Annotated in this window: 25 protein-coding genes and 2 pseudogenes; 16 read left to right on the top strand and 11 right to left on the bottom strand. The window is 40.8% G+C overall.

Translation table 11 applies throughout. The features are described from left to right. Window positions 1-200 precede the first annotated feature (200 nt). The 8 genes and pseudogenes from WA1_RS14760 to WA1_RS59770 form a co-directional block, all read left to right on the top strand. The gene (locus tag WA1_RS14760; protein ID WP_017742516.1) at window positions 201-689 is read left to right on the top strand and encodes a pentapeptide repeat-containing protein; all 489 of its coding nucleotides are present in this window, start codon (window positions 201-203) and stop codon (window positions 687-689) included. Between the two features lie 291 nt (window positions 690-980). Continuing rightward, complete coding sequence (locus tag WA1_RS14755; RefSeq protein ID WP_201789094.1) at window positions 981-2012, top strand: hypothetical protein; 1032 nt, start codon at window positions 981-983, stop codon at window positions 2010-2012. 132 nt (window positions 2013-2144) lie between these two features. Continuing rightward, window positions 2145-2747: a neutral zinc metallopeptidase gene (locus WA1_RS14750; RefSeq protein WP_017742514.1), complete on the top strand. Its 603-nt coding sequence runs from the start codon at window positions 2145-2147 to the stop codon at window positions 2745-2747. A 171-nt stretch (window positions 2748-2918) separates the two neighbouring features. Beyond that, entirely contained in the window at window positions 2919-3173 is a 255-nt protein-coding gene (locus tag WA1_RS14745; protein ID WP_017742513.1) for a hypothetical protein, read from the top strand. Between the two features lie 524 nt (window positions 3174-3697). Further along, window positions 3698-4195 (top strand): hypothetical protein, encoded by a 498-nt coding sequence (locus WA1_RS14740; RefSeq protein ID WP_017742512.1) that lies wholly within the window; start codon window positions 3698-3700, stop codon window positions 4193-4195. Between the two features lie 37 nt (window positions 4196-4232). Then, the gene (locus WA1_RS14735; protein ID WP_017742511.1) at window positions 4233-4472 is read left to right on the top strand and encodes a hypothetical protein; all 240 of its coding nucleotides are present in this window, start codon (window positions 4233-4235) and stop codon (window positions 4470-4472) included. Continuing rightward, a complete protein-coding gene (locus WA1_RS61340) occupies window positions 4448-4699 on the top strand; it encodes a pentapeptide repeat-containing protein (RefSeq protein WP_017742510.1) in 252 nt (83 codons plus the stop codon). Before WA1_RS14735 ends, WA1_RS61340 begins: the two co-directional genes overlap by 25 nt. Before the next feature lie 50 nt (window positions 4700-4749). Continuing rightward, window positions 4750-4905 (top strand): annotated as a pseudogene (locus tag WA1_RS59770) (ISAs1 family transposase); the annotation flags it as partial. A 38-nt stretch (window positions 4906-4943) separates the two neighbouring features. Here the strand turns inward: WA1_RS59770 and WA1_RS59765 are convergent. The 4 genes and pseudogenes from WA1_RS59765 to WA1_RS14710 form a co-directional block, all read right to left on the bottom strand. Then, window positions 4944-5141, bottom strand: a pseudogene (locus tag WA1_RS59765) (IS630-like element ISAcma32 family transposase); the annotation flags it as partial. 193 nt (window positions 5142-5334) lie between these two features. Continuing rightward, window positions 5335-6621, bottom strand: a complete 1287-nt coding sequence (locus tag WA1_RS14720) for a serine hydrolase (RefSeq protein WP_026134553.1) — start codon at window positions 6619-6621, stop codon at window positions 5335-5337. 216 nt (window positions 6622-6837) lie between these two features. After that, a complete protein-coding gene (gene hemN / locus WA1_RS14715; RefSeq protein WP_017742507.1) occupies window positions 6838-8220 on the bottom strand; it encodes an oxygen-independent coproporphyrinogen III oxidase in 1383 nt (460 codons plus the stop codon). Window positions 8221-8404: 184 nt separating this feature from the next. Beyond that, window positions 8405-9115, bottom strand: a complete 711-nt coding sequence (locus WA1_RS14710; RefSeq protein WP_017742506.1) for a biliverdin-producing heme oxygenase — start codon at window positions 9113-9115, stop codon at window positions 8405-8407. A 558-nt stretch (window positions 9116-9673) separates the two neighbouring features. On the opposite strand from WA1_RS14710, the gene acsF reads away from it, so the two are divergent. The 4 genes from acsF to WA1_RS14685 all read left to right on the top strand — a co-directional run bounded on the left by acsF (window position 9674) and on the right by WA1_RS14685 (window position 12367). Beyond that, the gene (gene acsF, locus WA1_RS14700) at window positions 9674-10750 is read left to right on the top strand and encodes a magnesium-protoporphyrin IX monomethyl ester (oxidative) cyclase (protein WP_017742504.1); all 1077 of its coding nucleotides are present in this window, start codon (window positions 9674-9676) and stop codon (window positions 10748-10750) included. A gap of 75 nt (window positions 10751-10825) precedes the next feature. Beyond that, window positions 10826-11032 carry a hypothetical protein gene (locus tag WA1_RS14695; RefSeq protein ID WP_017742503.1) on the top strand — a complete coding sequence of 69 codons (207 nt, stop codon included), beginning with the start codon at window positions 10826-10828 and terminating at the stop codon, window positions 11030-11032. 260 nt (window positions 11033-11292) lie between these two features. After that, window positions 11293-11847 carry a methylmalonic aciduria and homocystinuria type D protein gene (locus WA1_RS14690; RefSeq protein ID WP_017742502.1) on the top strand — a complete coding sequence of 185 codons (555 nt, stop codon included), beginning with the start codon at window positions 11293-11295 and terminating at the stop codon, window positions 11845-11847. A gap of 10 nt (window positions 11848-11857) precedes the next feature. Continuing rightward, window positions 11858-12367 carry a DUF411 domain-containing protein gene (locus WA1_RS14685; RefSeq protein WP_026134552.1) on the top strand — a complete coding sequence of 170 codons (510 nt, stop codon included), beginning with the start codon at window positions 11858-11860 and terminating at the stop codon, window positions 12365-12367. A gap of 310 nt (window positions 12368-12677) precedes the next feature. Here the strand turns inward: WA1_RS14685 and WA1_RS14680 are convergent, their stop codons facing one another. The 4 genes from WA1_RS14680 to WA1_RS14665 form a co-directional block, all read right to left on the bottom strand. Continuing rightward, window positions 12678-13565 (bottom strand): aspartoacylase, encoded by an 888-nt coding sequence (locus tag WA1_RS14680; protein ID WP_017742500.1) that lies wholly within the window; start codon window positions 13563-13565, stop codon window positions 12678-12680. A 175-nt stretch (window positions 13566-13740) separates the two neighbouring features. After that, the gene (locus tag WA1_RS14675) at window positions 13741-14916 is read right to left on the bottom strand and encodes a lipocalin-like domain-containing protein (protein ID WP_017742499.1); all 1176 of its coding nucleotides are present in this window, start codon (window positions 14914-14916) and stop codon (window positions 13741-13743) included. Between the two features lie 16 nt (window positions 14917-14932). Beyond that, on the bottom strand, window positions 14933-17497 hold the full coding sequence (locus tag WA1_RS14670) for an FtsX-like permease family protein (RefSeq protein WP_017742498.1): 2565 nt from the start codon (window positions 17495-17497) through the stop codon (window positions 14933-14935). 73 nt (window positions 17498-17570) lie between these two features. Then, window positions 17571-18320 (bottom strand): ABC transporter ATP-binding protein, encoded by a 750-nt coding sequence (locus tag WA1_RS14665; protein WP_066612881.1) that lies wholly within the window; start codon window positions 18318-18320, stop codon window positions 17571-17573. A 553-nt stretch (window positions 18321-18873) separates the two neighbouring features. On the opposite strand from WA1_RS14665, the gene WA1_RS14660 reads away from it, so the two are divergent. The 3 genes from WA1_RS14660 to WA1_RS14650 all read left to right on the top strand — a co-directional run bounded on the left by WA1_RS14660 (window position 18874) and on the right by WA1_RS14650 (window position 19892). Further along, on the top strand, window positions 18874-19083 hold the full coding sequence (locus WA1_RS14660; RefSeq protein ID WP_017742496.1) for a hypothetical protein: 210 nt from the start codon (window positions 18874-18876) through the stop codon (window positions 19081-19083). A 111-nt stretch (window positions 19084-19194) separates the two neighbouring features. After that, window positions 19195-19446 (top strand): hypothetical protein, encoded by a 252-nt coding sequence (locus WA1_RS14655; protein WP_017742495.1) that lies wholly within the window; start codon window positions 19195-19197, stop codon window positions 19444-19446. After that, window positions 19443-19892, top strand: a complete 450-nt coding sequence (locus WA1_RS14650; RefSeq protein WP_017742494.1) for a type II toxin-antitoxin system VapC family toxin — start codon at window positions 19443-19445, stop codon at window positions 19890-19892. The genes WA1_RS14655 and WA1_RS14650 overlap by 4 nt, the downstream gene beginning before the upstream one ends. A 139-nt stretch (window positions 19893-20031) precedes the next feature. On the opposite strand, the gene WA1_RS14645 is transcribed toward WA1_RS14650, so the two are convergent. Then, window positions 20032-20646 (bottom strand): AAA family ATPase, encoded by a 615-nt coding sequence (locus WA1_RS14645; RefSeq protein ID WP_017742493.1) that lies wholly within the window; start codon window positions 20644-20646, stop codon window positions 20032-20034. A 353-nt stretch (window positions 20647-20999) separates the two neighbouring features. Further along, entirely contained in the window at window positions 21000-21194 is a 195-nt protein-coding gene (locus WA1_RS14640; RefSeq protein WP_081403122.1) for a glycosyltransferase, read from the bottom strand. Between the two features lie 25 nt (window positions 21195-21219). On the opposite strand from WA1_RS14640, the gene WA1_RS14635 reads away from it, so the two are divergent. Beyond that, window positions 21220-22554 carry a cytochrome P450 gene (locus tag WA1_RS14635; RefSeq protein WP_017742491.1) on the top strand — a complete coding sequence of 445 codons (1335 nt, stop codon included), beginning with the start codon at window positions 21220-21222 and terminating at the stop codon, window positions 22552-22554. Here WA1_RS14635 and WA1_RS14630 read toward each other — a convergent pair. Continuing rightward, on the bottom strand, window positions 22547-23758 hold the full coding sequence (locus WA1_RS14630; RefSeq protein ID WP_017742490.1) for a glycerate kinase: 1212 nt from the start codon (window positions 23756-23758) through the stop codon (window positions 22547-22549). The two genes, WA1_RS14635 and WA1_RS14630, sit on opposite strands and share 8 nt — an antisense overlap. Window positions 23759-24031: the final 273 nt, after the last annotated feature.

Here is a 24031-nt window from a genome sequence, read left to right as displayed (position 1 = left end):
TATAAACTGCTAGAGACAGGTGATATTACCTAACTCTTATGACAGTACCATCTCGTAGCTAATTATATCTAAACCAACTAACCATTAAACTCTATACCTAAACCCTTGCCGCACTGTTACAAAGCAGTGCGGTCCTATTTTGAGGATCAAATGGACAACGTTGTACCATATTAAAACTGCTATTAACTTTAAATCTATTCATGCTCAATCCTACAGTTAAAAACCTGCGTAACAGTGCCATCCAGTTTCTAGAACAAAATCCTGAAGAACGACTACACAACCTCAAGGAACTTGGTATAGCCCGGTATGATTTTCTAACAAAAATGCGCTTTAATGAATCCAACATTATTTGTGTTATGAGGTTTTTACAAAATCCAAATCAGTTAAAATTTCCAAATTTGACAGGAGCAGATTTATCAAGTTTAGTTTTAGATGAAGTTAACTTTATCCGTGGTAATTTATCAGAGGTAAACTTACGCGAAAGTAGTTTAATGAATGCGGATTTGATATTTACTAATTTCACTCGTGCCGATTTAAGAAATGCTAACTTAAGCGGTGCAACTTTAAATCAAACGATTTGGTTAAATACCCTTGTAAAAGGGTGTGAGTTAGGAGAAGGTATTGGATTGACGCAATATCAACGTGACGATTTGCTGCTTCGTGGTGCTAAGTTTACAGTGACCAGTTAAATAAATTTCGTTTGAATGCCGATCGCACGCTGTGGTCAGAAAACGAGTGAATATGCTTTGCTTGATGTATAATTCATATCACTGCTTGCAGTGTACGATCGCTCTTCCCATAAGCAGTAAGCGATCGCATCCCAGCGCTACGACTTCCGTGCCTTAGTCTCCTGGCGTTTAAGTGATATTGATGAGTTGCCTAGTATACCAATACAGCTTCTTCAAACACTTTTACAAGCAAAACAAAACTTGGGAGGCAATCCCAAGTTTATCATTAAAAAAACGTGCTTACTTATAGTTATGACATCAAAAGAAGCTACCAGCGACAAAAAAGTTGAAAATTCTTCTGCTGAGCCAGAATCTTCCCTTGAACAAACGCAAGATCCTGCACCAGAACAACCCACAGCCCCAGAGGAAGAGCAGAAGACCGCTCCAGAGGAGCCTAGTGCCATCTTTCAAGCAGTTGGCGTCATCACAGGCAAGGTTAAGTTTGGAGAGTCGAACAACAATACCATTACTATCGGTAACAAGGAATACCCACTTTTCTATGCTCCACGCAAACAGAAAGCTTTTGATGCGCTCAAGAAAGAGATAGAAGCAACTAGCGAATCTACCCAACGGGTCGTTGTATATCCGAGGTTTACTCATTTTCCCGGTAGGGACGTACCGCCCAACGTTGGCTTCCAACTCGTCGGCTTTGACAAAGGACGCCATGAAGAGGTCATTTCAGATGAACTCGCTGACATGGAGTTTAAACTTTGCGGATTGTGGCAGTTTATTCCAGTTTGTCGCACACCGTGTATCTCTGTTTTCAAGAATTTTACTAAAGAACGACTGGAGCACATTAAACAATCGGAACCAGCAAAAAAAGTAAAATACATGAAAGCCAGTCATTTACCTTTGTTCTGGCGAGACGCACTGGTACCGCCGTTTAGGTTTAATCCCAAAGCACCAAGAGAAGAGCAAGGTAAACCAGTTTTTGTACAAATTAAGGCAAAGTTTGTGCCGCATCGAGACGCTTTTGAATTTGACTCATTATTGGGATTGCCAATGGAGAAGGCACCAAGGTTCCTCAAAGCGAGTAAAGATGATAAAGCAACAGCGATCGCAGAAAAAAGAGCAGCGCTGAAAGCAGCTGGTAAGGATACCGCCCCACCAAAAGGAAAACCATCCTTTAAAGGCAAGCCCAAAGCGAAGTTTCAGGGCAATCCTCAGGAAAGTTCTCAGGGCAATTCTCAGGGCAATTCTCAGGAAAGTTCTGAGGGCAGTTCTGAAGGAAAACCAAAGGATTTACCAAAGCCTAAGCCCAAGCCCAAGCCACAACAACCTTAGATTGGGTTTTGTTCTTCAACCCAACCTCACGATTTGATCGATCAAATGTAGAGACGCGCCATGGCGCGTCTTAACATATCTAAAAATTTTGCTGCATTGCTCGAATTGTAGTTTTTGTGGAAGACAGTAAAAATGAAGGCACTCAGGGTACTGACTGCGACCTTAATCAGTCTTGGATCTGTGCTAGTGAGTTTACCTGCTAAAGCAGAATGGCCACCCCAAACTGTAATAGATGGAGTCTATGCCGGAATTCAACATATTCATGGTTATAAAGCGACACCAAAATTAGTCTGGGGCGTTGCACGAGGAAAGCGTGGTGGTTGCGGACTTATTTTGGGTAGCCAGTATTGCAAACGCAATCACACCGTTTACATTACTGCTCAAGATGTTAGGATGGCGTATCAGCATGGAGATGCTGCTCTGGCTTACATTATTGGTCACGAGTATGCTCATGCTATGCAAACAGCTTATGGCTTTCAACCCAGAGTGACACCCATCTCAGAACTACAAGCAGATTGTTTAGCAGGTGTTTACTTGGGATTAATTCCCAATATTGTTTTTGACAAACGAGATATTTTGGAAATCGCAACTCTAGCTCATCGAATCGGAGATTATCAATGGGGTCAAAGACACCATCATGGAACTCCAGAACAACGTGTGAGGGCTGTTATCCTGGGGATGAAAGGCGCTGTTAATGGAAGTAATATCCGTGCTTGCCAAGTTCGTAGAGTATAACTAAAGTCATATTTATACTGAAATTTGGAAGTAATATATTACACAATAGAAATAAGAGCTAGAATGATTACATTTATGTCTTTTTAAATACAACGAGATGCTTGTAAAGACTGCATTTAACGGCTACTCTGAGTAGAGACTGGTAATATTTATATCTCTTCAGAAAAAATCATGGCTAAAATTGATATCTCTGAATTGCAATCCGTCAACCAAGTTGAAGAGCTTAGCAATGAAGATTTGGTGTTTGTAGTAGGTGGAGTTGCTCCAGCAGATCCAGCAGATCCAGCAGCCTTACCAGCCCCACCAGCCCCGCCAGTCGGTCTGGTAAGCGGAATAGTAGGCGGACTACCAGTCGTGGGTCCAACTGCGAACGGACTAGTAGGTAGAATTAAAAGCGTAATATTGTCAATACCCCTACCAGCCTAGGCTGGCAATTTTGCGACAACTAGCACCAAACGAGCAAGTTTTGAAACCGAACGTTAGCCGCTTTTGATAATTTAATGTTGCTCAGAACACGATACGGCTTAGGTTTTGCTTAGTTAGCAAAATTTTTACTCTCCGTAGAGACGCGCTGTTTGAAACGTCTTTACGGAGGTAGATACACCTGAATAACACGGGAAGCAGATCGTTAATATAGCAATTCCCACTTCCGTGAGGTACAGAAAAAAGTAATTAACCGCAGATGAACGCAGATGGACGCGGATAAATTTGTACTTCATCAGACCGGGAAACGCTATAATATATACCGCTCACACTTTTATGGTACAATAGTACTGTAAAGAAATCAATAGTGCTATACCAGTCCCATAACTTTTGCTAGATATAAGCTTGTCAAAAACCAAAGTAATTTTAAGATTACCATAATAGTGTTGTCACTATTATAGTGATAGTGTTGTCATCCTAAGTTAAAAGCAAGGAGTAAAAATTGAGAATCAGCGGAGGAAGGAAATATGAGTCAGATGCGACAACAATGCCAACGCTGTACAAACGTTTGTCAAAAATTGGATTACCACAGAAGTTTATCCAAGAAAAAGCTTTACCTGAGTGATGGGCATATTGCCTGCGGTCATGTTAAAGACGGTGTTCTGATTGATGAACAAATAACTAAGGAGTTTCAAGACAAGGAAGAGAATGAAGCTAATGCCTTTGCGATAGATCTTCTTTTAGGAGAAAAAGACAAATATATTTGGGGTAAACAATCTGATTCAATTCACTTGGTACGTACTGTGCGTCAACTTGCTACCAAAGATAGGTTAGATCCAGGTGTCTTAGCATTGAATTATGCTTGGCAAACGGGTGAATGGGATATAGGAGTAGGGGCATTAAAGATACTGGAGCCAGTAGCCAATACATCTGTTAAGGTTAATAAGTATCTTGAAAAAGAGTTAGACTGGGAGCGATTGGATTCAGACAGCGAAGAATATTTAAGACTCGTAACAGGAGTATAATTTTTTCTAAATATTGATCTCTAGAAGGAGCAAGTCCTTGCTACTGTACTTTACAGACAATGATGTGATTTTAAAGCTAGCAGCCTACCAGCTATTTTGGGAAATGGTTGCTAGCTTAAGTATTAAGGAAGAAAATATTAGGGTATTGCCAACAGCGGCAAAAGTTTTTAGTGCTTCTAGAAAAATCATTCAACAATATAGGCAAATTAGTTTAGAAAAGTTAAAGGTATTAACAGATGTAGGTTTGGCGTTATGGATGAATTTGAAGAAATTTTGAGACTGAACGCTTTGCGGGAAGAGATTATAAAGCGTTACGAGGCTCTCGAACGAAACTTTACTGGTACTGATTTGAGAAATATCCGTATTAATTATCCCTGTTTCATGGATGTTAATTTCAGCGGTGTCAATCTGGAAGGGTCTGTTTTCAACGGCATCTACTTGGTTAATACCAGTTTTAGGAGTGCTAATTTGGAAAGGAGCCATTTGCGTGCATTTATATATTAATACTATTTTGCCCGATGGAAGAAAGCTTCCTATTTTTGTTCGAGATTTTTGATTCAAGAATCAGAAAAGACAATGCTCCACAAAATTTAGCTATGGTTATACATATTACCTTGAATCTTTTAAATCAAGAAAAAACCGTCAAGGCTGAGGTTAAATACAAACGAAACATTGCTGGCTGGGATAACGCATATTTAGAAAAAGTTTTAGCAGGAATAGATATTTTAAGTTTTTATGCACATTTATTAGATACATCTTCAGTTTTTGATTTTTCTGTTAATTTTAAGTATTCTTCACCTGTTACAGCATCTACTGCAATCATGCCATTTAATTTATTTCTACGTCCTTTTTCATTGCTCGGCACTTGGGGACGTGTATTTTTTTCTGCCCATCCGTAAAACATACTTGGACGGTCATAAACTGCAAATTCATCAAAAAATACTAAATTAGTTCATACGTGTATGTTTGCCAACAATATTTCTACTGATTTTTTTTATGTTTTTAAATTTTAATGCGTTTGCCCTAGTTGTTGTTATCTATAAATCGATAAGACTTAATTTTAAACCGAGGGAGAAGTCAACAAATTTCCTCTCCAATACTCGTTCTAAATGGGAGAGGAAAGCTTGTATCATGAGACTCTAAGGTTGACGAGTCAACTTTGGTTGATTGAGGTAGCCGTAAACAAGCTTGGAAACTTGACTGATAAATTCCCTTGCTCTTGTATCACCAAAGGGTCTCTTAACAAAAATTCCTGCTAAATAACGTTTGCCTGTGGGCAACTCAACAATACCCGCATCCCCAAGGATAATTCCAAGGGTTCCTGTTTTATGAGCGATCGTTGCACCTTTACCAAGTCCGGATGGCAATAACCTTCTGTTTTGCACCCGACGCATGATGCTTAAAGCTTTGGAACGGCTTGTGGGACTGAGCAATTTATCGTTGTCAATCATGACCGACAGTCTGACTAAATCTTTAGGGCTTGTTGTATTCGTTCCCTTAAAGTCACCTAATAAATTGCGAATAACAGTATTTTGCAGTCCCCAACTACGAAACCGCTGATTTAATTTAGCCTTACCACCTAAACGGTCAATGATCATGTTGGTGGCAGTATTGTCACTAATAGTAATCATCTTAGTCGCGGTCTCCAAAACACTGAGTTTGGTTCCCGCAGGTTTAAATTGCAAGACTCCTGAACCTGCAGCTTCAGCTTTCAAGTTGCGCCGCAATACGAGAGTGTCATTGAGTTTAACTTTACCAGCGTCTATGTCTTGAAAAAGAGCAATCAGAATAGGATATTTGATGGTGCTAGCAGCTGGAAATACTTTTTCTCCATAAATGTCTAAATAATTGCCTGTTTCTAAGTCAAGGAAAAACATCCCAGGTGCAAGAAAGCTGTAACGAGACATCAATTTTTTGACCTGAGGATAAAGCTGTGACATTTCCTTGTTGAGTGGAACAGTCCCAGCAAAGGTCAATTCGTTACTAATTTGAATGGGAATCTTTTCTTCGCTGGATGTCGTGTTTTCTGGTGTGGCGCGATCGATGGATGAAAATCTGACTATCCAGTGAGAGGAAGAATCTCCTTTAACTAGTGAGTTTTCTGGGGAAACGGTGTAACCGGGCGCTAATTCAATAACCATTCTGGTGGTTTTGGCGTCTGGCTGTCCAATCCGAATCTCCCGAACGGCCGATCCAAAACTTTTACGAACTGTATTATCATCTAAATTAGTTGTTCCCGGTAAATCAATAACCAGTCTTGTTGGATTATTGAGTAGGAAAGCTTGAGGTTTGACTCCAGAATCTGTGGTTAGGTCAAGCTGATTTTTAGCCGGATCGAAGCGCCAAGACTGCAAACGCGCTGCAAAAGCTGGAGACGATAGCAGCATCATGCTGATGGCACTGAGTAATAGAATGCGTAATCTCATCTGCGGAATTTTAGAGTGAGAGTGGAATTGGCTTGCAAAAATTTTCCAGGTGTTGACACTCTTGTCCGGAAGAAAACCACATCCAAATGTAGTTAAGTATTTTGGCTGCACTTTCTACCAAACAAAGTTGTGACTCAGTTTTAACCTGCTTAGTTCGCAACGACAATCTCTAATTCACTCAACTATTAGCAGATGCCTTGGTTTACAATATTACATTCAGATAGCACGTGAAAATCTCTTTTCTTGCTTCTTCACGTGTGTATCAAAGAGAACAACGATATTTCTCACCAATAACCTGCCAATCTCTGTAACGCTGATATGGTTTTTCGATAATCTAACGAGTCCATCCTCTTCCAAGCGCTTCAACTCCTCTAACTCTAGTGCAAAATACTCATCAAAGTTGATGTGGTACTTGTTTTCAATATCTTGCTTGTAAAGTTGAAAATGACACATTATACACATGATAATTTCTCGTCTGAGGATATCATTTTGAGTCAGTCTAATGCCTCTACTCGTCGGTAAAAGTCCTCGATCAATTGCTTGATAATAATCTTTCAGTTGCTTGTGATTTTGGGTATAAGTATCTTCAAGCATACTGATGGATGTTGCACCAAAACCAAAGAGTTCTGCTTGTGCTAGGGTTGTGTAGCCCTGGAAATTACGCTTTAAGGTACGATCGCGTTGGGAAACAGCCAATTCATCATTAGATTTAGCAAAGTGATCCATACCAATAAACAAGTACTGATGATTCGTGAGTTCCTCAACAGTCATTTTGAGGATTTCTAACTTTTCCTCCGCTTTTGGAAGTGCATCAAGTGAAATATTTTGCTGCACTGGCTTTAGCCAAGGAACGTAAGCAAAGTTAAAAACAGCAATCCTATCGGGGTTGAGTGCGATGGTTTTTCTTAGCGTTTCCTGAAAAGTCTCAACGGTTTGATGGGGTAAACCGTAAATGAGATCTACATTCACGCTTTCAAACTTTGCCTCTTGAATCCAACTCATCACATCAGACAGCATCTCTTCCGGTTGAATGCGATTGACTGCTGCTTGAACTTGAGTATTAAAGTCCTGAATTCCAAAACTAATTCGGTTAAACCCAATTTCTCGCAAAGAGAAAATGTAGTTTTTATCAATATAGCGAGGATTGATTTCTATCGAGACTTCTGCTGTTGGACTAACATCAAAATTTTGAGTGATATTTTTCCATAGATATTCTACTTGTGCCAAACTCAAGTAGTTAGGAGTTCCACCACCCCAGTGAATTTGAACCACTCTTCTATCTATATCAATTAAGCTAGCTGTTTTTTTGATATCTCTAACCAAATACTCCACGTAAGGCTTGGCAATATTCTTGTTATTAGAAATAACAACATTACAGCCGCAAAAATAGCAAGCACTTTGACAAAAGGGAATGTGAAAATATAAGGATAGGGGAGATTTTCTGTGATTTGAGGCTGCGATCGCAGTTTGAAAATCCCTCTCTGTAAATTCTTCAGTTAACTCAGTAGCGGGCGGGTAACTGGTGTATCTAGGTACGGGAGTATCATACTTTTTAATGATATCGAAATCAAATTTGACACCAGGAATTTGAAAAACCATTGAGTTGCTTCCAATAGATGTACAAAGGATAGGATTGCCTATGTTCTTGTGGTACGGGCGTCCTCGCCCGTAAACTCTCTCATCGGGCGAGGCACCCTACAGATGTAGTCTATCAGTCGGCGGGCGAGGACGCCCACCCCACAGATGTAGATGTAGTCACGAGGACGCCCACCCTACTTAAACGCTAATAACTGTTAGCTGCGCTACCAGAATTGTTGCCATTGATGAGAGTATTAAACACTGCTTGACCAATCGTTTTAATAAGCCCTTCCTCCAATTCTTGGGCTATCTGCATATTAAACAGAAAAGCATGATTCGCTTCTGCAACAATTTTGTCTGCTGTTTTCTCATCTACAGGTAATGAATCCAAAGCTTGACGGTACTTATCCTTAAATGTCCTCTGATCAGGAATTTGCTCAAAATTGTAAAAAGATGTGCCTTCATAACCTGAAAGCTTTAAAACTGATTGAGCAACTTTTTGCAACATCTGACCTCCAGAAAGGTCACCCATATAGCGAGTATAAGCATGACCTATCAATAATTCGGGTTCATGAGCAGACAATTCTCGAATCTGGGCTATGTAACTTTGGGTAGCCTTTAGAGGTAAACTTTGTCCTCTCCAATCATAACCGTAGTAAAACTGTAAATCTTGTTCCAGATTAGCTTTACGATTGAGTTCTGGGAAATATACAGGATTAATTAAAGAATGGTCTTTGTGTTCCTCTAATGCTGCTTCTAATTCACCATAAATGTAATATAAATTACCTAAAAATTTTGCAAAGCAGCTTCTATCAACAACTCCTTTAAGAAAACATTTCATGAATCCCATATTTTCAATCGCTGCGTGAGATTGTTGTGTTCCACAGCGAAGTTTTTGAGCTAGATTACTACTCATCTTGGTGGCAATTTTGTTAAAAATATACAATTTGTTGAACAGTTATCAGTTAACTGTTTACTGCTAACTGTTCTGTGGTAGGACTTTCGCAGATTTTTTACACCTTGTCAGGCAATTTCTTGCCCCTCTATTAATACTGCCTCTTTCTCACCTGTTAACTCAATAAGCATTTTTTCTCTAGAATTAACTGCAGTTTATCGCTAACGTCAAAGTTAGGGGCAAATAGTTATTTTAGGTTAGGAGCAAAACTGTATCAGCAATTACCAATGCCGATCGCCGCATTAAACCTTACTCACAACTATTTCAAATATATAACTTTATCAGTGAGCAGTAATCAGTGAGCGGTGACCAGTGAACAATGAATTTCTATACTTGAAATTGAGGTATTTGAATCAAGTAGGTAGGGCTTTGCCGCACAAAAGCCGAATATGGTGGGCTTTAGCCCTACCTACTAAAAATGCATTAAAAACCTTTCAAAATTTCATTTTAAATTTAATAGATTTTCTTCAAAAATTATGGTTAGATAACTTTAAAAACATTAATCGATAGCATATTCTCATGGCTAATACTCTTCATACTTTGGAGCCTGAGTTACTTGAGCCTGGTGTTAAAGCCCCTGTCAAGGAAACATTATTAACACCTCGGTTTTATACCACTGACTTTGAGGCTGTAGCGCAGATGGATATATTAGCACACGAGCCTGAGTTGCGAGCTATTGTGGAAGAACTGCGAGCTGACTATAACCGCCATCATTTTGTCCGTGATTCTGAGTTTGAGCAGAGTTGGGAACATATTGATGGAGAAACGCGCCGTTCTTTTATTGAGTTTTTGGAACGCTCGTGTACATCGGAATTTTCTGGGTTTCTTCTATTTAAAGAGTTATCGCGCAGACTGAAAGACAGAAACCCCATTTTGGCAGATGCTTTTCATTTTATGGCAAGGGATGAAGCCCGCCATGCTGGATTTCTTAATAAGGCAATGTCAGATTTCAATCTCTCTCTGGACTTACGCTATCTAACAAAAAATCGCACTTATACCTTTTTTCCACCAGAATGGATTATCTACACGGTTTACTTATCTGAGAAAATTGGTTACTGGCGCTATATCCTCATGTTCCGTCATTTAGAGTCTCATCCAGATAAGCGATTCTATCCTCTTTTCCGTTACTTTGAGAGTTGGTGTCAGGATGAAAATCGACACGGAGATTTCTTTAAAGCATTACTGCGATCGCAACCCAAATTATGGAACAATTGGAAATCTCGTTTGTGGGTACGTTTTTTCCTTTTGTCTGTATTTGCTACCCATACTTTAACAGTGCTTGAACGGGCTGCTTTTTATCGTTCTGTTGGGATCAATCCCTACGAATATAATGTCCAAGTCATCGAAAAGACGAATGAAACGGCAGCACGGGCGTTTCCTGTGATTTTAAACACAAAGCATCCAGATTTTTTTGAGCGCCTGGAGCAGTGTTCGGACATCCAATTTAAAATGGCATTGATTGATAGAAGCGATCGCCCGCAGATTGTCAAATTCTTCCAAAAGTTACCCTTGCTGCTCTCAATCCTTGGGCATCTGTTGCGACTTTACCTAATGAAACCCATTAACGCTGAATCCTCTCGGGAAGTTGTTTGTTGATAGACTTCGTGCGTATTTGACAAACGTGGAGTAAATTAAAGGGGGATTAAATTCGCATGTAGTATCAAAAACACAATGACTATTTGGGTAAACGAACAAATAGATCCATCAGGCATGATCCACGCCTGTATTGCTTGCTGTGATGAATCCCAAGCTCAAGCTTGTCATGAATCCTTTAAGCAAAACTTGACTGAGACGCAAAAAACATGGGGGTGGGTGGCGCGATTGCGGACAGTGGATTCTTGGGATGAAGTTCCAGTCAATGCCTTAAAGCTAAACTGATCTTAGTTTCTTTGTAGAGACGCGCTGAATGAAAGCGTCTCTACGACAACGGAATACTGGGAAGAAAGTAAGTGGCAAAATTATGATGTAGGAGTACGTTAAGAAAAGATAAGGTTCAGATGAAAAATTAATTGTTTATGAAAAATTTTAGGTAAGAACTGGGGTTTCACAATAATTTGATGATTTTCTGCGCTAGTAAAGAGTTATCATCAAAACGAAATATGAATTGAAAAAACTTGTAAAAAAATAAATTAAGGTAAGTGAGCTACCTAACAGTTTACACTTTTGAACAAGGAAGTCCCATTCATTTGGTTGGTAATATGGGACAGTCTGTTCAAATTTCAATTCATTCCCCTAGCCAGTATATCTGTACCAACCGCGAGCAGATATTCCCTGATTGGAAAAATTCGCTTTCTTTATGGATAGCGATCGTTTTACAACAAGCACGATTTGAACTGGTGGAAACAACACCAGAAATAGAAGCAGAAAAAGAACGATTGCGAGAAAAGTTTATGAGGTTTGGCTGTGATGTCGCCTTTAATTTGCGCGATCGCAATTACCAAACAGACCTCATCGATCCCCGCACGGGCTACCCCTTGCTTTCCCTTCCTGGGAAAAAAAATCACGACGACACCGCAACGGTAAAAGCTTTACTCCACTACCCAATCATTCAAAACAAATGTCGGGTATTAGTCCATCCCGAATGGGGGACAGCAGTTTATCCCAGTGTCTTGATATCCGAAGCTCCCCCCATCGTTATTGAATGGATGATAAGGAGCATAGCTCCCTTACATGATTGGAAACAAAAAGAATGAGGTTTTAAAAATGCAGAAACGTTTGTCTTCTTGGATTCGTAAAAGTTTGCGAATTGTAATACTCAGTATTATAACTACTGGATTTGCAGTTATTGCCTGTGCAACAGTAGCTGTAGCAGACACAAAACCGTATTCAGGAACTCAAGAAATTACCGTTTATCGCAGTCCTTCTTGTGGCTGCTGTGGGGCTTGGGTCGAACATATGCAAAAGCACGGGTTTCAAATCAAAGATATAAAAACCGACCAAATAGAAGCAATTAAACAAAAATACAACCTACCTCAAGAGTTAGCATCCTGTCATACAGCAATTATTGACGGTTATGTTATGGAAGGACACATTCCCGCTAACGATATCAAACGCTTTCTTCAACAAAAGTCTAATCTTGCAGGTTTAGCTGTACCAGGAATGCCTGTGGGAACACCAGGGATGGAACTAGGAAACAAAAAACAGCCATTTGCAGTTGTAGCCTTTGATAACAAGGGTGAAGTTAAAATTTTTCAAGAATATCAATCTTATTAATTTTGGATTTTAGATTTTGGATTGAGAAAGCCTCCTTTTAAACCTAATGATTAGAAATCGCAGCTATACAAACGAAGTTCGCCTACGCGGACTAAATTATTAATATGTCGAAGATTAGGCATAATTTCTCTGATTTTTAAGCCAGCTTGACAGGGATAGCACTATCTACTTTACGCCTACGAACTCTCTTCGGTGCTATAAGATACCTATCTTCTTTCCCTCTTTCTTTGTGTCCTTTGCGTCTTTGCGGTTCAATTAAATAAGTAATTTTCAAATACAAAAGGAGACATTTGATTGGGGATACTAAATGTTACATTGGAAACTCAATGCTTTCTTTTGTAGTCAAACACATTGCGATCCCCTTTTCATAGTAAGCAGCCTCATTAATAAACACAGGATAAACCAATGCTTCCTCCTCATAATAAATAGTTCGGTCATCGAAAGTCAGAAATAAAGGATCGCCCGGTTTTAATTCCTCATAATCTCTCCCTTGAAGCTCCGGGTGAACCATACCCTCAATTTCACCATTTTTGTTCTTGGGGTAATCTACTGTTTTTAAATGTTGATAAATAGTGACAGTATTATCTATTTTTGATATATCATTTTGATTGCATTGATCTAAATAATCCAAAATAGTAAGAATCAGCCTTTCCGTTTGTTCAAAAAGATGCGCGTTTAAAGTTCCATGTGGAATGGGACCTACTTCAATACCAAAACCCCTTTCACAAATAGAATTTAGGAAAGATGATTCTTTGTCAGGTTCAATCCAACTATAAATTTTGACTGTCGGTTCGATTGAACTTAAATAAGCAGCTAACCGGATATTAAACGGATGGTTGCTGAGCAGAATTATACTCAACCCCATATTCGCAGTAGTCGTATGTAAATCTAAAATAAAATCAACTTGCGGATTTTCTTTCGGTCCCAGAGTTTGATTAAGAAATTTTGCTCTATTTTCTTCATAGGTAGACCCTAAAAAATTATTTAAAATTTCCTTGACAAAGCAGCGATTTAAATCTTTGTCAACATATCTTCTACAAACTCGAAAGGCTTCTGGATTAGAAAGTACTGTCAAGGTTTCAAAACTAGATTTCGTGACAAGCTGCGGAAACTTCTCAAACTTTTTGATTAAATATATGCCTGTAAATTCATTGCCGTGAGTTCCTCCCATAATAGCCACTTTTTTAAAGCTTTCCATCATCAACCCTCTCTCAACATGGAAGCATCATAGCGCTACCTGGGTACACATTTAACTAGCCCCCAGGTTCTCGCTTTTTTCTACTGAATCGGTTGAAAATATGCCGGAGTTACCTACACAAGAACAAGTGCTGGAAAACTAAACGTCACTGGTTACTGGTCACTGGTCACTGATATCAAAGTACGTCTGTTAAGCTTTTATTAGCGTAACCAGTCATTTCAATGTAGCCTAACGCTGTAACTGGTTTTCCTGCCATGTTACCATGGAAATTAACAGCACCTTCCCAATAAACAGTAGAGATATTTAGTTCTTGATTTGCCATTAAAGGTTTTCCTTCTAAAGACAACCCTAGTTTGGGAATACTTATTTTCCAATGTGCGGGATATTTAGCCCTGCTATAAGGGCTTTTCCAAGTATTCAAGACTTCTACTTGCCAATCTTGTGGAGATAATAATTCTACTTTGCCATCTGCTGCAATGAAATTACCACTAGATAGGGGTTCAATTGTGCCATCTTCCCGCCGCAGCAAATACAACATCAGTGCTGTATCATTATCAAATTGTAACGAGAACCAATCCCAACCAATATCGTTAGCACTGAGAAAACTGGTAGAGTACTCGTGGTCTTTCCAACTTAAACCTTTCACTGCAAAGGTTTCTTCTCCTACTGTGACTGTACCTGTAGTTTTTTGCCGCACAATAGAGTAGTAGTAAGAAGCATTTCCCGGTTCTGAACCTTTACGGCTATAACCGCGATCGCCTTGCAATACTGGTGTCCGGGTTTGTTGCAAAACCAAGTCTAGTGCTACTTTATCGGTTTTCGCCTTGAGTCTAACTTGATCTTGTGTATCCTCTGTCACAGACCAATCATCTAGCCAAAGACTGTATGGTTCGGCTTGTGCGCCTGCTAACCCTACAGCATCACGGTTAAAGCGTTCGCTGGGATAAAATTTATTTTCAGCAATATCACTGACAGTAAAGTGAGCAAAATAGACTTGATTGCCGCGCCAATGAGAGGCAGATTGTACAGAAATTGATTGATTCTTTGGGGTTAAAGCACGACGGAAAAAGGTTAATTCAAAACCAAAAGGGCGACCTGTTGACGTTTCTAAATTCCCTGTATAGTACCACCACTCTGTTTGATAATCTTCATGAGGTCCAAAATCGCGAGGAAAAATGATTTCAGTAGGCGCAAAGACTTGTTTAAATTTTCCCTCAGAGGGGGAGGCTGTAGATAACCATTCTACTGTTGCTTGACCGCTCGCAGTCACTTTTTGCGAGGGGAAGAGAATAAAAGCAATGCTACCTAGTAATGCGATCGCACAGAGAAAAACAATCAGTATTCGTTTCATAGTTGTAAATTGAAAACTATTCCTGGCGAATAGCGGAAGCAATGACAGTATTACCCAAACGCCAAGCAGGATAAACTCCTGCTAAAAGAGCAGCCACTACCGCAACACCAAAGGCTTGTAAAAAGTATCCTGGCTGTAGTTGCATTTGCAATGTCCAACCAAAAGAGCGAACGTTAATGACGTAAATCAAAATCCATGCCAAAACATATCCCAAAGGCATAGCTAGAATACCAGATGTCGCACCCATCAAGCCAGTTTCAATGAAAGTCATAAACCATAATTGCTGGGGCGTCATACCATTTGCTCGCAAGATACCCGTTTCTCGCGATCGCTCTAGTTGTAAACTCATTAAAGCACTAAGAACACCAATAAAAGCCACAACCACAGCCAACAATCGCAAAGCATCTGTAATGGCAAAAGTGCGGTCAAAGATTTCTAAAGAACCCTGACGTAGAGTTTGATTGGATTGAACCAGTAAATCTTGTTTGCCTTGAAAATGGTTTTTGATAGCTGTCACAACATTCTCTACGCTTTCCTCTGGTTTGAGAAACAAACCAACAGAGGCAATCTTATCATCCCCCCAAAGGTTTAGATAGATATCATTGTCCAGTAAAATGGTGCCTTGGTCGTTAGAGTAATCATAAAAAACTGCTAACACGGGAAAACTACGCCAACCTACAGGTGTTTCTATAGTAATGGTTGTCGGGGGAGTCGAGAGATTTTCTTTCAGTAGCAAAGCTTCCGAAACAATGACGCCTTTCCCTGCTTCTAGTCCTTTCCACGGGTTGACTCCTTTGTCACGCATCCACCTATAAGGGCGATTTCCGTGAGAGACATCACCATCAGCAGAAATGAGTTTTACACGACGGTTGAATTCTTGAACCGTAGTTTCCGTCTCATTGTAGGTAACAAAATCTTCCCAATCTCCCTGCGTTTTAATTTCAGCAACAACATCAGGTGATAGTTTCCCCAAGATGCGATTGGCTGTAGTAGCCGGAGGGGTGATGTAAATATCAGCTTGCAAAGTTTGGTCTAGCCACTGTACCACAGTCACGCGGAAAGAACCAACCATAATTGATACCCCGACAATTACGGAAACAGCCACCATCAAAGCAGCAATTGCTACTGAGGTACGACTGAGCGATCGCACAATATCCCGTATTGCCAAGCGTCCGACAATACCAAAGATAGCATTTCCCACGGAAGTTAAGGTTTCCATGAAGAAAGCCGTTACAGGTGGTGTGAGCAATGCTGCACCAAGTAAAATTGCAAACAACCCAGCAAATGCCAAAATTAATCCACCTGAGCCAATTCGGAGTAAACCAACTCCTAAAAGGGTAAACACAGCCCATGCTAGCACCAACCAAGGTAGCAAACGCCGTACCTGACTTTCCAAACTTGATCGCTGTAAAGTCGTTTGAGGAGAAGTTCGCATCGCCTCAATAGCGGGAACGACCGAAGCAACAATTGAGGCTGCAATCCCAACCGCCAAACCTTTCCCCAAACTCCAAGGGTTAATACTGACACTTTGCACGTTAACGACAAAATAAAAGTCGTTAATACTCTGGGTAATCAAACCTACAATCCCACGTCCCAGTAAAATTCCCAGCCCTAACCCCAAGGTAGAACCAATTAAACTAAAGACCGTAGCTTCACTGAGAATTAAGATAAATAACTGACCGGGAGTTGCACCCAAACAACGAAGAATCCCAAACAGAGGTCGCCGTTGGATAACACTGAAAGTCACAGTATTGTAAATCAGAAACATTCCCACGACCAATGCGAGCAAACTCAAAGCCGTGAGATTGAGTTTAAAAGCAGCCGTCATTTGCTGAATAGCATTTTTTTGAGCTTCTGCTGTTTCCAGTTTCACTCCTTCTGGTAGAATCGCCTCGATAGCCGTTTGTTCTGTTGTATCGTGCAGAATCAAATCGATATAGCTGAGATGATTCACCATTCCTAAAATATCTTGGGCTGAGGCAATATCCGCAAATAAAATGCTACTCAAGGCGTTACGGGTGATGTTATTGGCTGGTTTGAGTAACCCCACCACTCGAGCGCGGATATCCTTTCCGGCTAAATCTAGGGTTACACTGTCTCCCGCACCAAGACCATACTGTTTGGCTAAGTCTTGGGACAGGATAAGAGTGTTAGGTTGTGTCAGAAAAGCAGTTCCACCCGTGACTGATTGAGATTGGTTATCTTCAAAATAGTTGCGGAATGGAGGCTCAGCGAATAAATCAACTCCTACCAACCGTAAAGGTTGAGAACCAAGTTCTTTGGCTGAAACATAACCTTCAACGATGGGAGCTGAGGTGACACGAACTTCTCGTCGCAATTTAGTGTAAAGACTTTCATCGATACCTGTAGGAGAAACAGCGACAATCCGATGCGTTGCGTGTCCAGTTATAGCGTCTGTTGACAATTCAAAAGCACGTTGGGCGGAACCATTGGCTAAGTCAATGGAAACCATCATGGCAACTCCCAACGCTACCCCTAAGATTAAGAGAATATATTGCAAGGCGTTTTTCTGAATGCGTCGCCAAGCCAAACGCCACAAAGGTTGATTGGATATAGTCATACCAGTTTGAACAAAGAATGGGTTATGGAACCGCAGATGAACGCAGACGAACGCGGATAAATTTATACTTTATTCAAGTGAGAACTGCTATAATTTCTTGCTGCAAACGTCCATCGTGCATTCGCAAAACTCGGTTAGCAAATCGGGCGATTTCTGGGTTGTGGGTTGCCATGATTAGGGTTTTGTTAGTGTCGCGAGTCAGTTGTAGGAGCAAATTTAAAACTTTTTCTCCTGTTTCTTCGTCCAAATTCCCTGTCGGCTCATCTGCTAAAACCAACATAGGTTCGTGAAGTAATGCTCGTGCGATCGCCACTCTTTGCTGCTGTCCTCCCGAAAGTTGGTCGGGGAAAGCATTACACCTATCTGCCAAACCGACTTTTTCTAAGAGATTCACAGCCGCCTGTTTTAATTCTTTTCCCTGTCTTCCCGCCAATTCTTGGGGAAGCGTGACGTTTTCTAAAACTGTTAAAGTTGGAATCAAATTAAAAAATTGAAAAATAAATCCAATATTATCGCGTCGGAATAGAGTGCAAGCTCTTTCGTTGAGTTCTGTAATCGCGATATTTTCGATGCGAACCGTTCCTGCTGTTGGTTTTTCAATCCCACTGATGAGATTTAGCAGAGTGCTTTTCCCGCTACCACTATGACCTAGAAGAACAATAAATTCTCCTTTGTTAATGGAGATGCTCACGTCATCAATGACAGTACGGGAATCTGCTCCTTCTTGAAATTCTTTGCGGAGATTTTGGAGTGCGATAAGCCGGGTACGGCTTTCGCCCAGGGCGATCGACACTGACTGAGTCTTGGTATCATTTTGGCTCAAAGTTTCCCCCTGTTAGAAGATTAAAAAAACTTTACAATCTAGACTAACAGGAGAAGAGTATGTTATGTAATTATCCCAAGGTAGTGGTGGAAAGCTAATTTAATTTTTTAAGGCAAATCTTCTACCCAGCACAAATAAGTTGCCAAGGTATCGCCTTGTAACGCATTTACAAACCGCTCATCTGCTGTAACCATCTTGCTGCATCCTTGAGATGCTCTGCTCCACCTGGTAGTTTTTGGATAATGGTAGTCTCATCGCCTGACAGATCTCCTGCAGCTTTGTCCAGGAGAGTTACTTTTGAAATTCTACAATTTAATGAATTAGAGCGGTTACAAGTGCGGAGGTAATGAGGATTAGTGATGCTGTCTTCTGATGTCGATCGCTTGTTTCTTGATACAGCACCCGTAGGGTTTTGGTGGTGTGTGAGTTGGAAAGCGAGAACCCGTAATTACGCTAAGAGCGATCGCTTAAACTGGTAGTTGAAGTCATTGTGAAGTGATTTTTGAAACATGGTAAACAAAACATACACTTTTGCTGAAGGCTTGATATAGTAATGGATAGACAGGAAAGCAGTCTATTAGAGCTGAGAAAAAAAGGTTATGAGATTTTAGTTGAACATTTGGGTCAAGTTGATGCTATTCGGTTTTTACAACAAGCAGGATGGGGAAGCGGTGACTATACACAAGAAAGACAAGAATTGCTAGATAAAGTAACAAGAGAAGAGTTTTGGGAAGACCTTCAGCGTATGAGAAATAGAAAGTAGGACTTACATAATCTCAATTCATTTCTGGGAATGTTGGGATTTTTAAAAAAACTTGGATATATCCAAGAGAAAAGACGCTAAAATTTACAGATATTGACAAGGTTTAGATTGATGAGTTGGTCACTTGAAAAAATTTTAAGCGAGATTGAGCAACTAACTCCAGAAGAGCAATTGACGGTAATGGGACAGTTGGTGGAGCATGTAAAAAAGCATATCAACCAAATTCAACCAAAACGCAAGTGGAGCGACTTGAAAGGTATGGCTCCCTATCCGCTATTGGGTGAGGATGCTCAGGAATGGGTTTCACGGACTCGACAAGAAGGAGATGAGCATAGAGAACGGTTGTTGCGAGGAGAGGAATGAGGATTAGTGATGCGTTAGCAAATGTCGATCGCTTATTTCTTGATACAGCACCCGTAATTTATTTTGTAGAACGCCATCCGCAGTTTGTGGATTTAGTCGATCCAATTTTTGAGCGATTGGAGGCTGATATTACAGCAGTGGCATCTGGGATAACGTTATCAGAGTGCTTGGTAGGTGCTATACGTCTGGGGTTAGTTGATTTAGAGCAAGCCTTTGTCGATGTGTTGCAACAAGAACAAGTAATTTTTGTGGAGATTAATGCTGCTATTGCGCGAGAAGCTGCAAGAATTCGGGTACGTTATAACCTTCAGTTACCCGATGCGTTGCAGGTGGCGGCGGCTTTAATAACTGGTTGTGAGGCGTTTTTGACCAATGATGCAGCTTTGAAGCGGGTGACGGAGTTGAGGGTTTTGGTAGTGTGTGAGTTGGAAAGCGAGAACTCGTAATTACGCTAAGAGCGATCGCACATACAAAAACGTTTTTTGGGTAATACCAGTAATAACTGCATAAGTTGAATTTGTAAGCATCTTGGAAAAGCTGGTAGTAAAGCTTACCTCATGGCAGTTGAGCAAGTCGCTACAAGAGCTAAGATTGAAGGACTGCGACGCGCTTTAGAGACGCTTCGCGAACGCTCCCACCGGAAGCCACTTTATAATCGCGCACGTCACGTAAACCAATCAACCCTACAGACCACGGAAAGTTCTTAGGACGCCCGCGATAGCCATCGCGTAACTGGCGCAGAAGTGAAATTAACGCTTCATCCTGTAAAGAGTCAACTTCATCTATAAACAACACCAATGGTCTCTTTGTTACTTGCGCCCAAGCCTGTAAAGCCGCTTGAATTCTGCGTCCTGGTTGTCCTTCATTCCATTGTTCAGGGGGGTGTAGATCGGAAGGTAAATCGAACCGCGCACTCGTCCACCAACTGTCTATAATAGGCAGATCTGCTGCACTTGGGTCATGACTGTAGGGTGCTCCTACCTCTACCGATACCATGACTGCCGTGTAGCATCCACTACTTGTTAGTTCTGCCGCTAGCGCCAGCATTGCAGTAGTTTTCCCTGTTTGACGAGGCGCATGAATGACAAAATACCTACGTTGTTCAATCAACTGCTTCAAGTCTGGCAATCGACTGGTTGGCGACACCATGTAGTGAATGTCATCTTGGCAAGGACCTGCGGTATTGAACCAACGAGTCATGGATGATAAATATCTTAGTGGGTTGCGCGAGTTTGTTGCTATAAGTTTAGCTCCTAAGTGAATCACATAGCTGAGTAAACATCGGGAAATTCTTACAAAGCATTCCAAGGATTAATCAACTTAACACCAGCCTGTTGAAAATCTGCTTCGTTGCGTGTTACCAAAGTAAAATCTTTTTGTTTTTAGCTTCTTGAAGTTGCCATTGCTTCATAATTCGGATATCAGCTAGACTGTCTAGATGATGTCAAATTTTACAACATTTGTCGTGAAAATTTTCATACCTCCTCTTCCCTACTCCCTACTCAAGACTACAAGGGCTGAGAATTTTTGTGTTGAGATCGCCGTGGAGAAACTCAAAAAATACCTGTAAATGTTGGGTTTCGTTCCTCAACCCAACCTACGTACCTTGTCGCAATTTTGACTTTATGTCCCGCACGTCGCAAACCAACAGCTAACGCACAGTAAGGCTGCAAGTCTCCTCTAGAACCAACAGCTAAAATAGTAATCTGGAGAGATTTAGTTTGTAAGATAGGTAAAGTTGGCGTCATTGCAAATATTTTTACAAGAAATCTCATGTTTAAAGTTATCTTAACTGCTACCACTCCAGACGGTAAAACCAATCGCGGGCATATGCAAGCCATGCGAGAGGATATGATAGGATACCTCGAACATCTAGCAGGACAAGATAACTTCCTTCGCATTCCTCTTGGATTTTTTGGGTCAGCTTATTTTGTCAATAGCCCAAACTTAGTACAAGAGGTTTTGCTCAAGCAATCTAAGAAGTTTCAAAAACCTTTTACTGTAAAATACACAGCTAAAGAGTTTTTTGGAGAAAATCTTTTTACCAGCGATGGCGAATTGTGGCAAGCATTACGTGCTACCATTCAACCTGCTTTCCACGCTCAACGCATCAATGCCTATGCGGATACTATGGTCAATTATACCAAAGCTATGGTTTCTCAATGGCAACCAGGTCAGGCGATTGACATTCCCAAAGCCATGATGGATCTGACGTTAGGTATTACAACTAAAGCTCTATTTGGTGAAGATTTACGAGATGATGTCGCAGGTCAGGCAATTATCCGCTTCATAGAACTCTTCTCTCAACGCATTAGTGGATTTCCAATACCTGCTTGGTTACCAATTCCCAGTAATTGGGAAATTAAACGATTGATTGCAGTAGGAGAACGTCATCTTAGCCCGTTAATTGCAGAACGTCGTAAATCTTTTGAAAAGCATGATGACGTTCTATCTGTACTTATTCAGGCGCAAGCTGTAGATACTACAGGTCTTCTCACCGACAGCCAAATTCGCAACGAAGTTACGAACCTATTTGCTGCAGGTTATGAAGTAACAGCCCATACATTAGCTTTTACTTTATATCTTATCTCCCAACATCCATCTGTAGAAGCACGATTATTGGAGGAGATTGATAGAGTTGTAGGTCAAAGAGCGATTGCAACATCTGACTTAGAGCAAATGCCATACTTGGAGATGGTGTTGAAAGAATCCATGCGCTTGTTACCTGTAACAGCCGTGGTATCCCGTCAAGCTGTAGAAAATGTTGTGCTCCAAAGATACACCCTTCCTAAAAACAGTGTTGTCCTGATTGCACCTTGGACGTTGCATCGCAACCCAGAGTATTTCCCCAATCCACTTGAGTTTAATCCAGAAAGGTTTCATCGCGATCGCCAAGACAAAATTCCCAAATTTGCCTACCTTCCCTTCTCAGGAGGTCCCCGCATCTGTATTGGCAATGCATTCGCAATGATGCAAATGCGAATTAATTTAGCAACTATTTTGCAAAATTATCGGCTTTCAGTCGCCCCTGGATATAAGTTCGAGACACTTTACAGATTCAATACTCGTCCCAAAAATGGATTACCTATGACCGTAGAAGTCAGATGAAATGCGATAAGCTGGGTACAGCTTGCGCTTCGCGATCGCATAGCCATAACCGGATTGCTCGCTCTGTTGCATTAGCCAATAGCTCCTCCGCCCGTTGTATGCATTCCGCGAGGGGAAGAGGTGCATCAGGTAGAGGTAAAGCAACTAGTATTCCTAATTTCTGCAATTCATCGCTAGTTAATTGTACTGTCCCACCGAATGCTATAACTGGAACACCTTTACCGTTTTTAGCTGCACTCGCCGCCCTTGCTACGCCAGACAAAGCTTTACCATGCAAAGTTTGAACATCAATCGAACCTTCAGCTGTCAGTACTAAGTCAGCAGTTTCCAGCTTTTGTGCTATTTGTGTTGCTTCCAGCACTACATCAATGCCAGCTTTTAGTCGTGCATTCAAAAAAGTTATTAGCCCAAAACCCATACCTCCGGCTGCACCTGCACCTTTAGCAGTTTTGAAATCCTTTCCGGTTGTAGCAGCAGCAACTTGTGCAAAATGGCTCAGAGCAGCATCCAGTTCCTTGACATCACTTGGTGTCGCTCCTTTTTGAGGTCCGTAGACATATGCTGCACCATTAGCTCCACAAAGCGGATTATCTACATCCGATAGAACAGTAATTTGAGTATCTTGAAGTCGTGCATCCAAATGTGTCAGATCGATCTTTGCCAATCGATGCAGAGCAAATCCCCCTTGTGGTAAATTTTGACCATCAGCATCAAGCAAGCGTACCCCCAGTGCTTGTAACGCTCCTGCACCGCCATCAGTTGTTGCAGAACCCCCAATGCCAATTAATAGATTGCGACAACCAACATCTAATGCAGCTTTAATCAATTGTCCAGTACCATAAGATGAAGCTTCCTTGGGACGGCGATCGCTTTGAGGAACTAGTGTTAACCCGGAGGCTTGAGCCATTTCAATAATTGCTTGCCCATTTTGAAGCACACCCCACTTAGCTGGAACTGGATCTCCCAAAGGATTGCTCACAGTTTCGATGCGTTCCTCTCCACCAGTACCCAAAAGAAGGGCTTCAACTGTTCCCTCACCTCCGTCAGCAAGCGGTACAGCGCTAATCTGACATGGAATTTTTCCCATTGCCCTCTGTATTCCAAGCTTCATAGCTGCACACGCAGTAACAGCAGATAACGAACCTTTTAAAGAATCAGGAGCAAGAACAAAATGGACATTTTGAGTACGAACAGTGTTGCTCAAGTTTGCCTCCTATAGCTGTCAAGTAACTCTTATAGATTTTTAATAATGAGAAATGCGATGAAAATTGTTTTAATACGATTCCGTCAAATTTGAAACTTAACTCTTTGATCGGTATTTAAATACCTAAATTCTTACAAAAATACATAAAAATTTAAGAAGAAAGTTTTTCTTATTTTACATTTTAAATTGTTCTGGTATAACATCTGTTAGTATGCTGTAACTTTGAAATTATCTTTTGGAACTACTGAAATTCTTTGACAATACCTTTTGGCA

The organism is Scytonema hofmannii PCC 7110 (genome assembly GCF_000346485.2).
In the GTDB taxonomy this organism is placed as follows: Bacteria; Cyanobacteriota; Cyanobacteriia; order Cyanobacteriales; family Nostocaceae; genus Scytonema; species Scytonema hofmannii.
The sequence above is the reverse complement of the archived record's forward strand: the minus strand, read 5'-3'. Positions and strand labels throughout refer to the sequence as shown.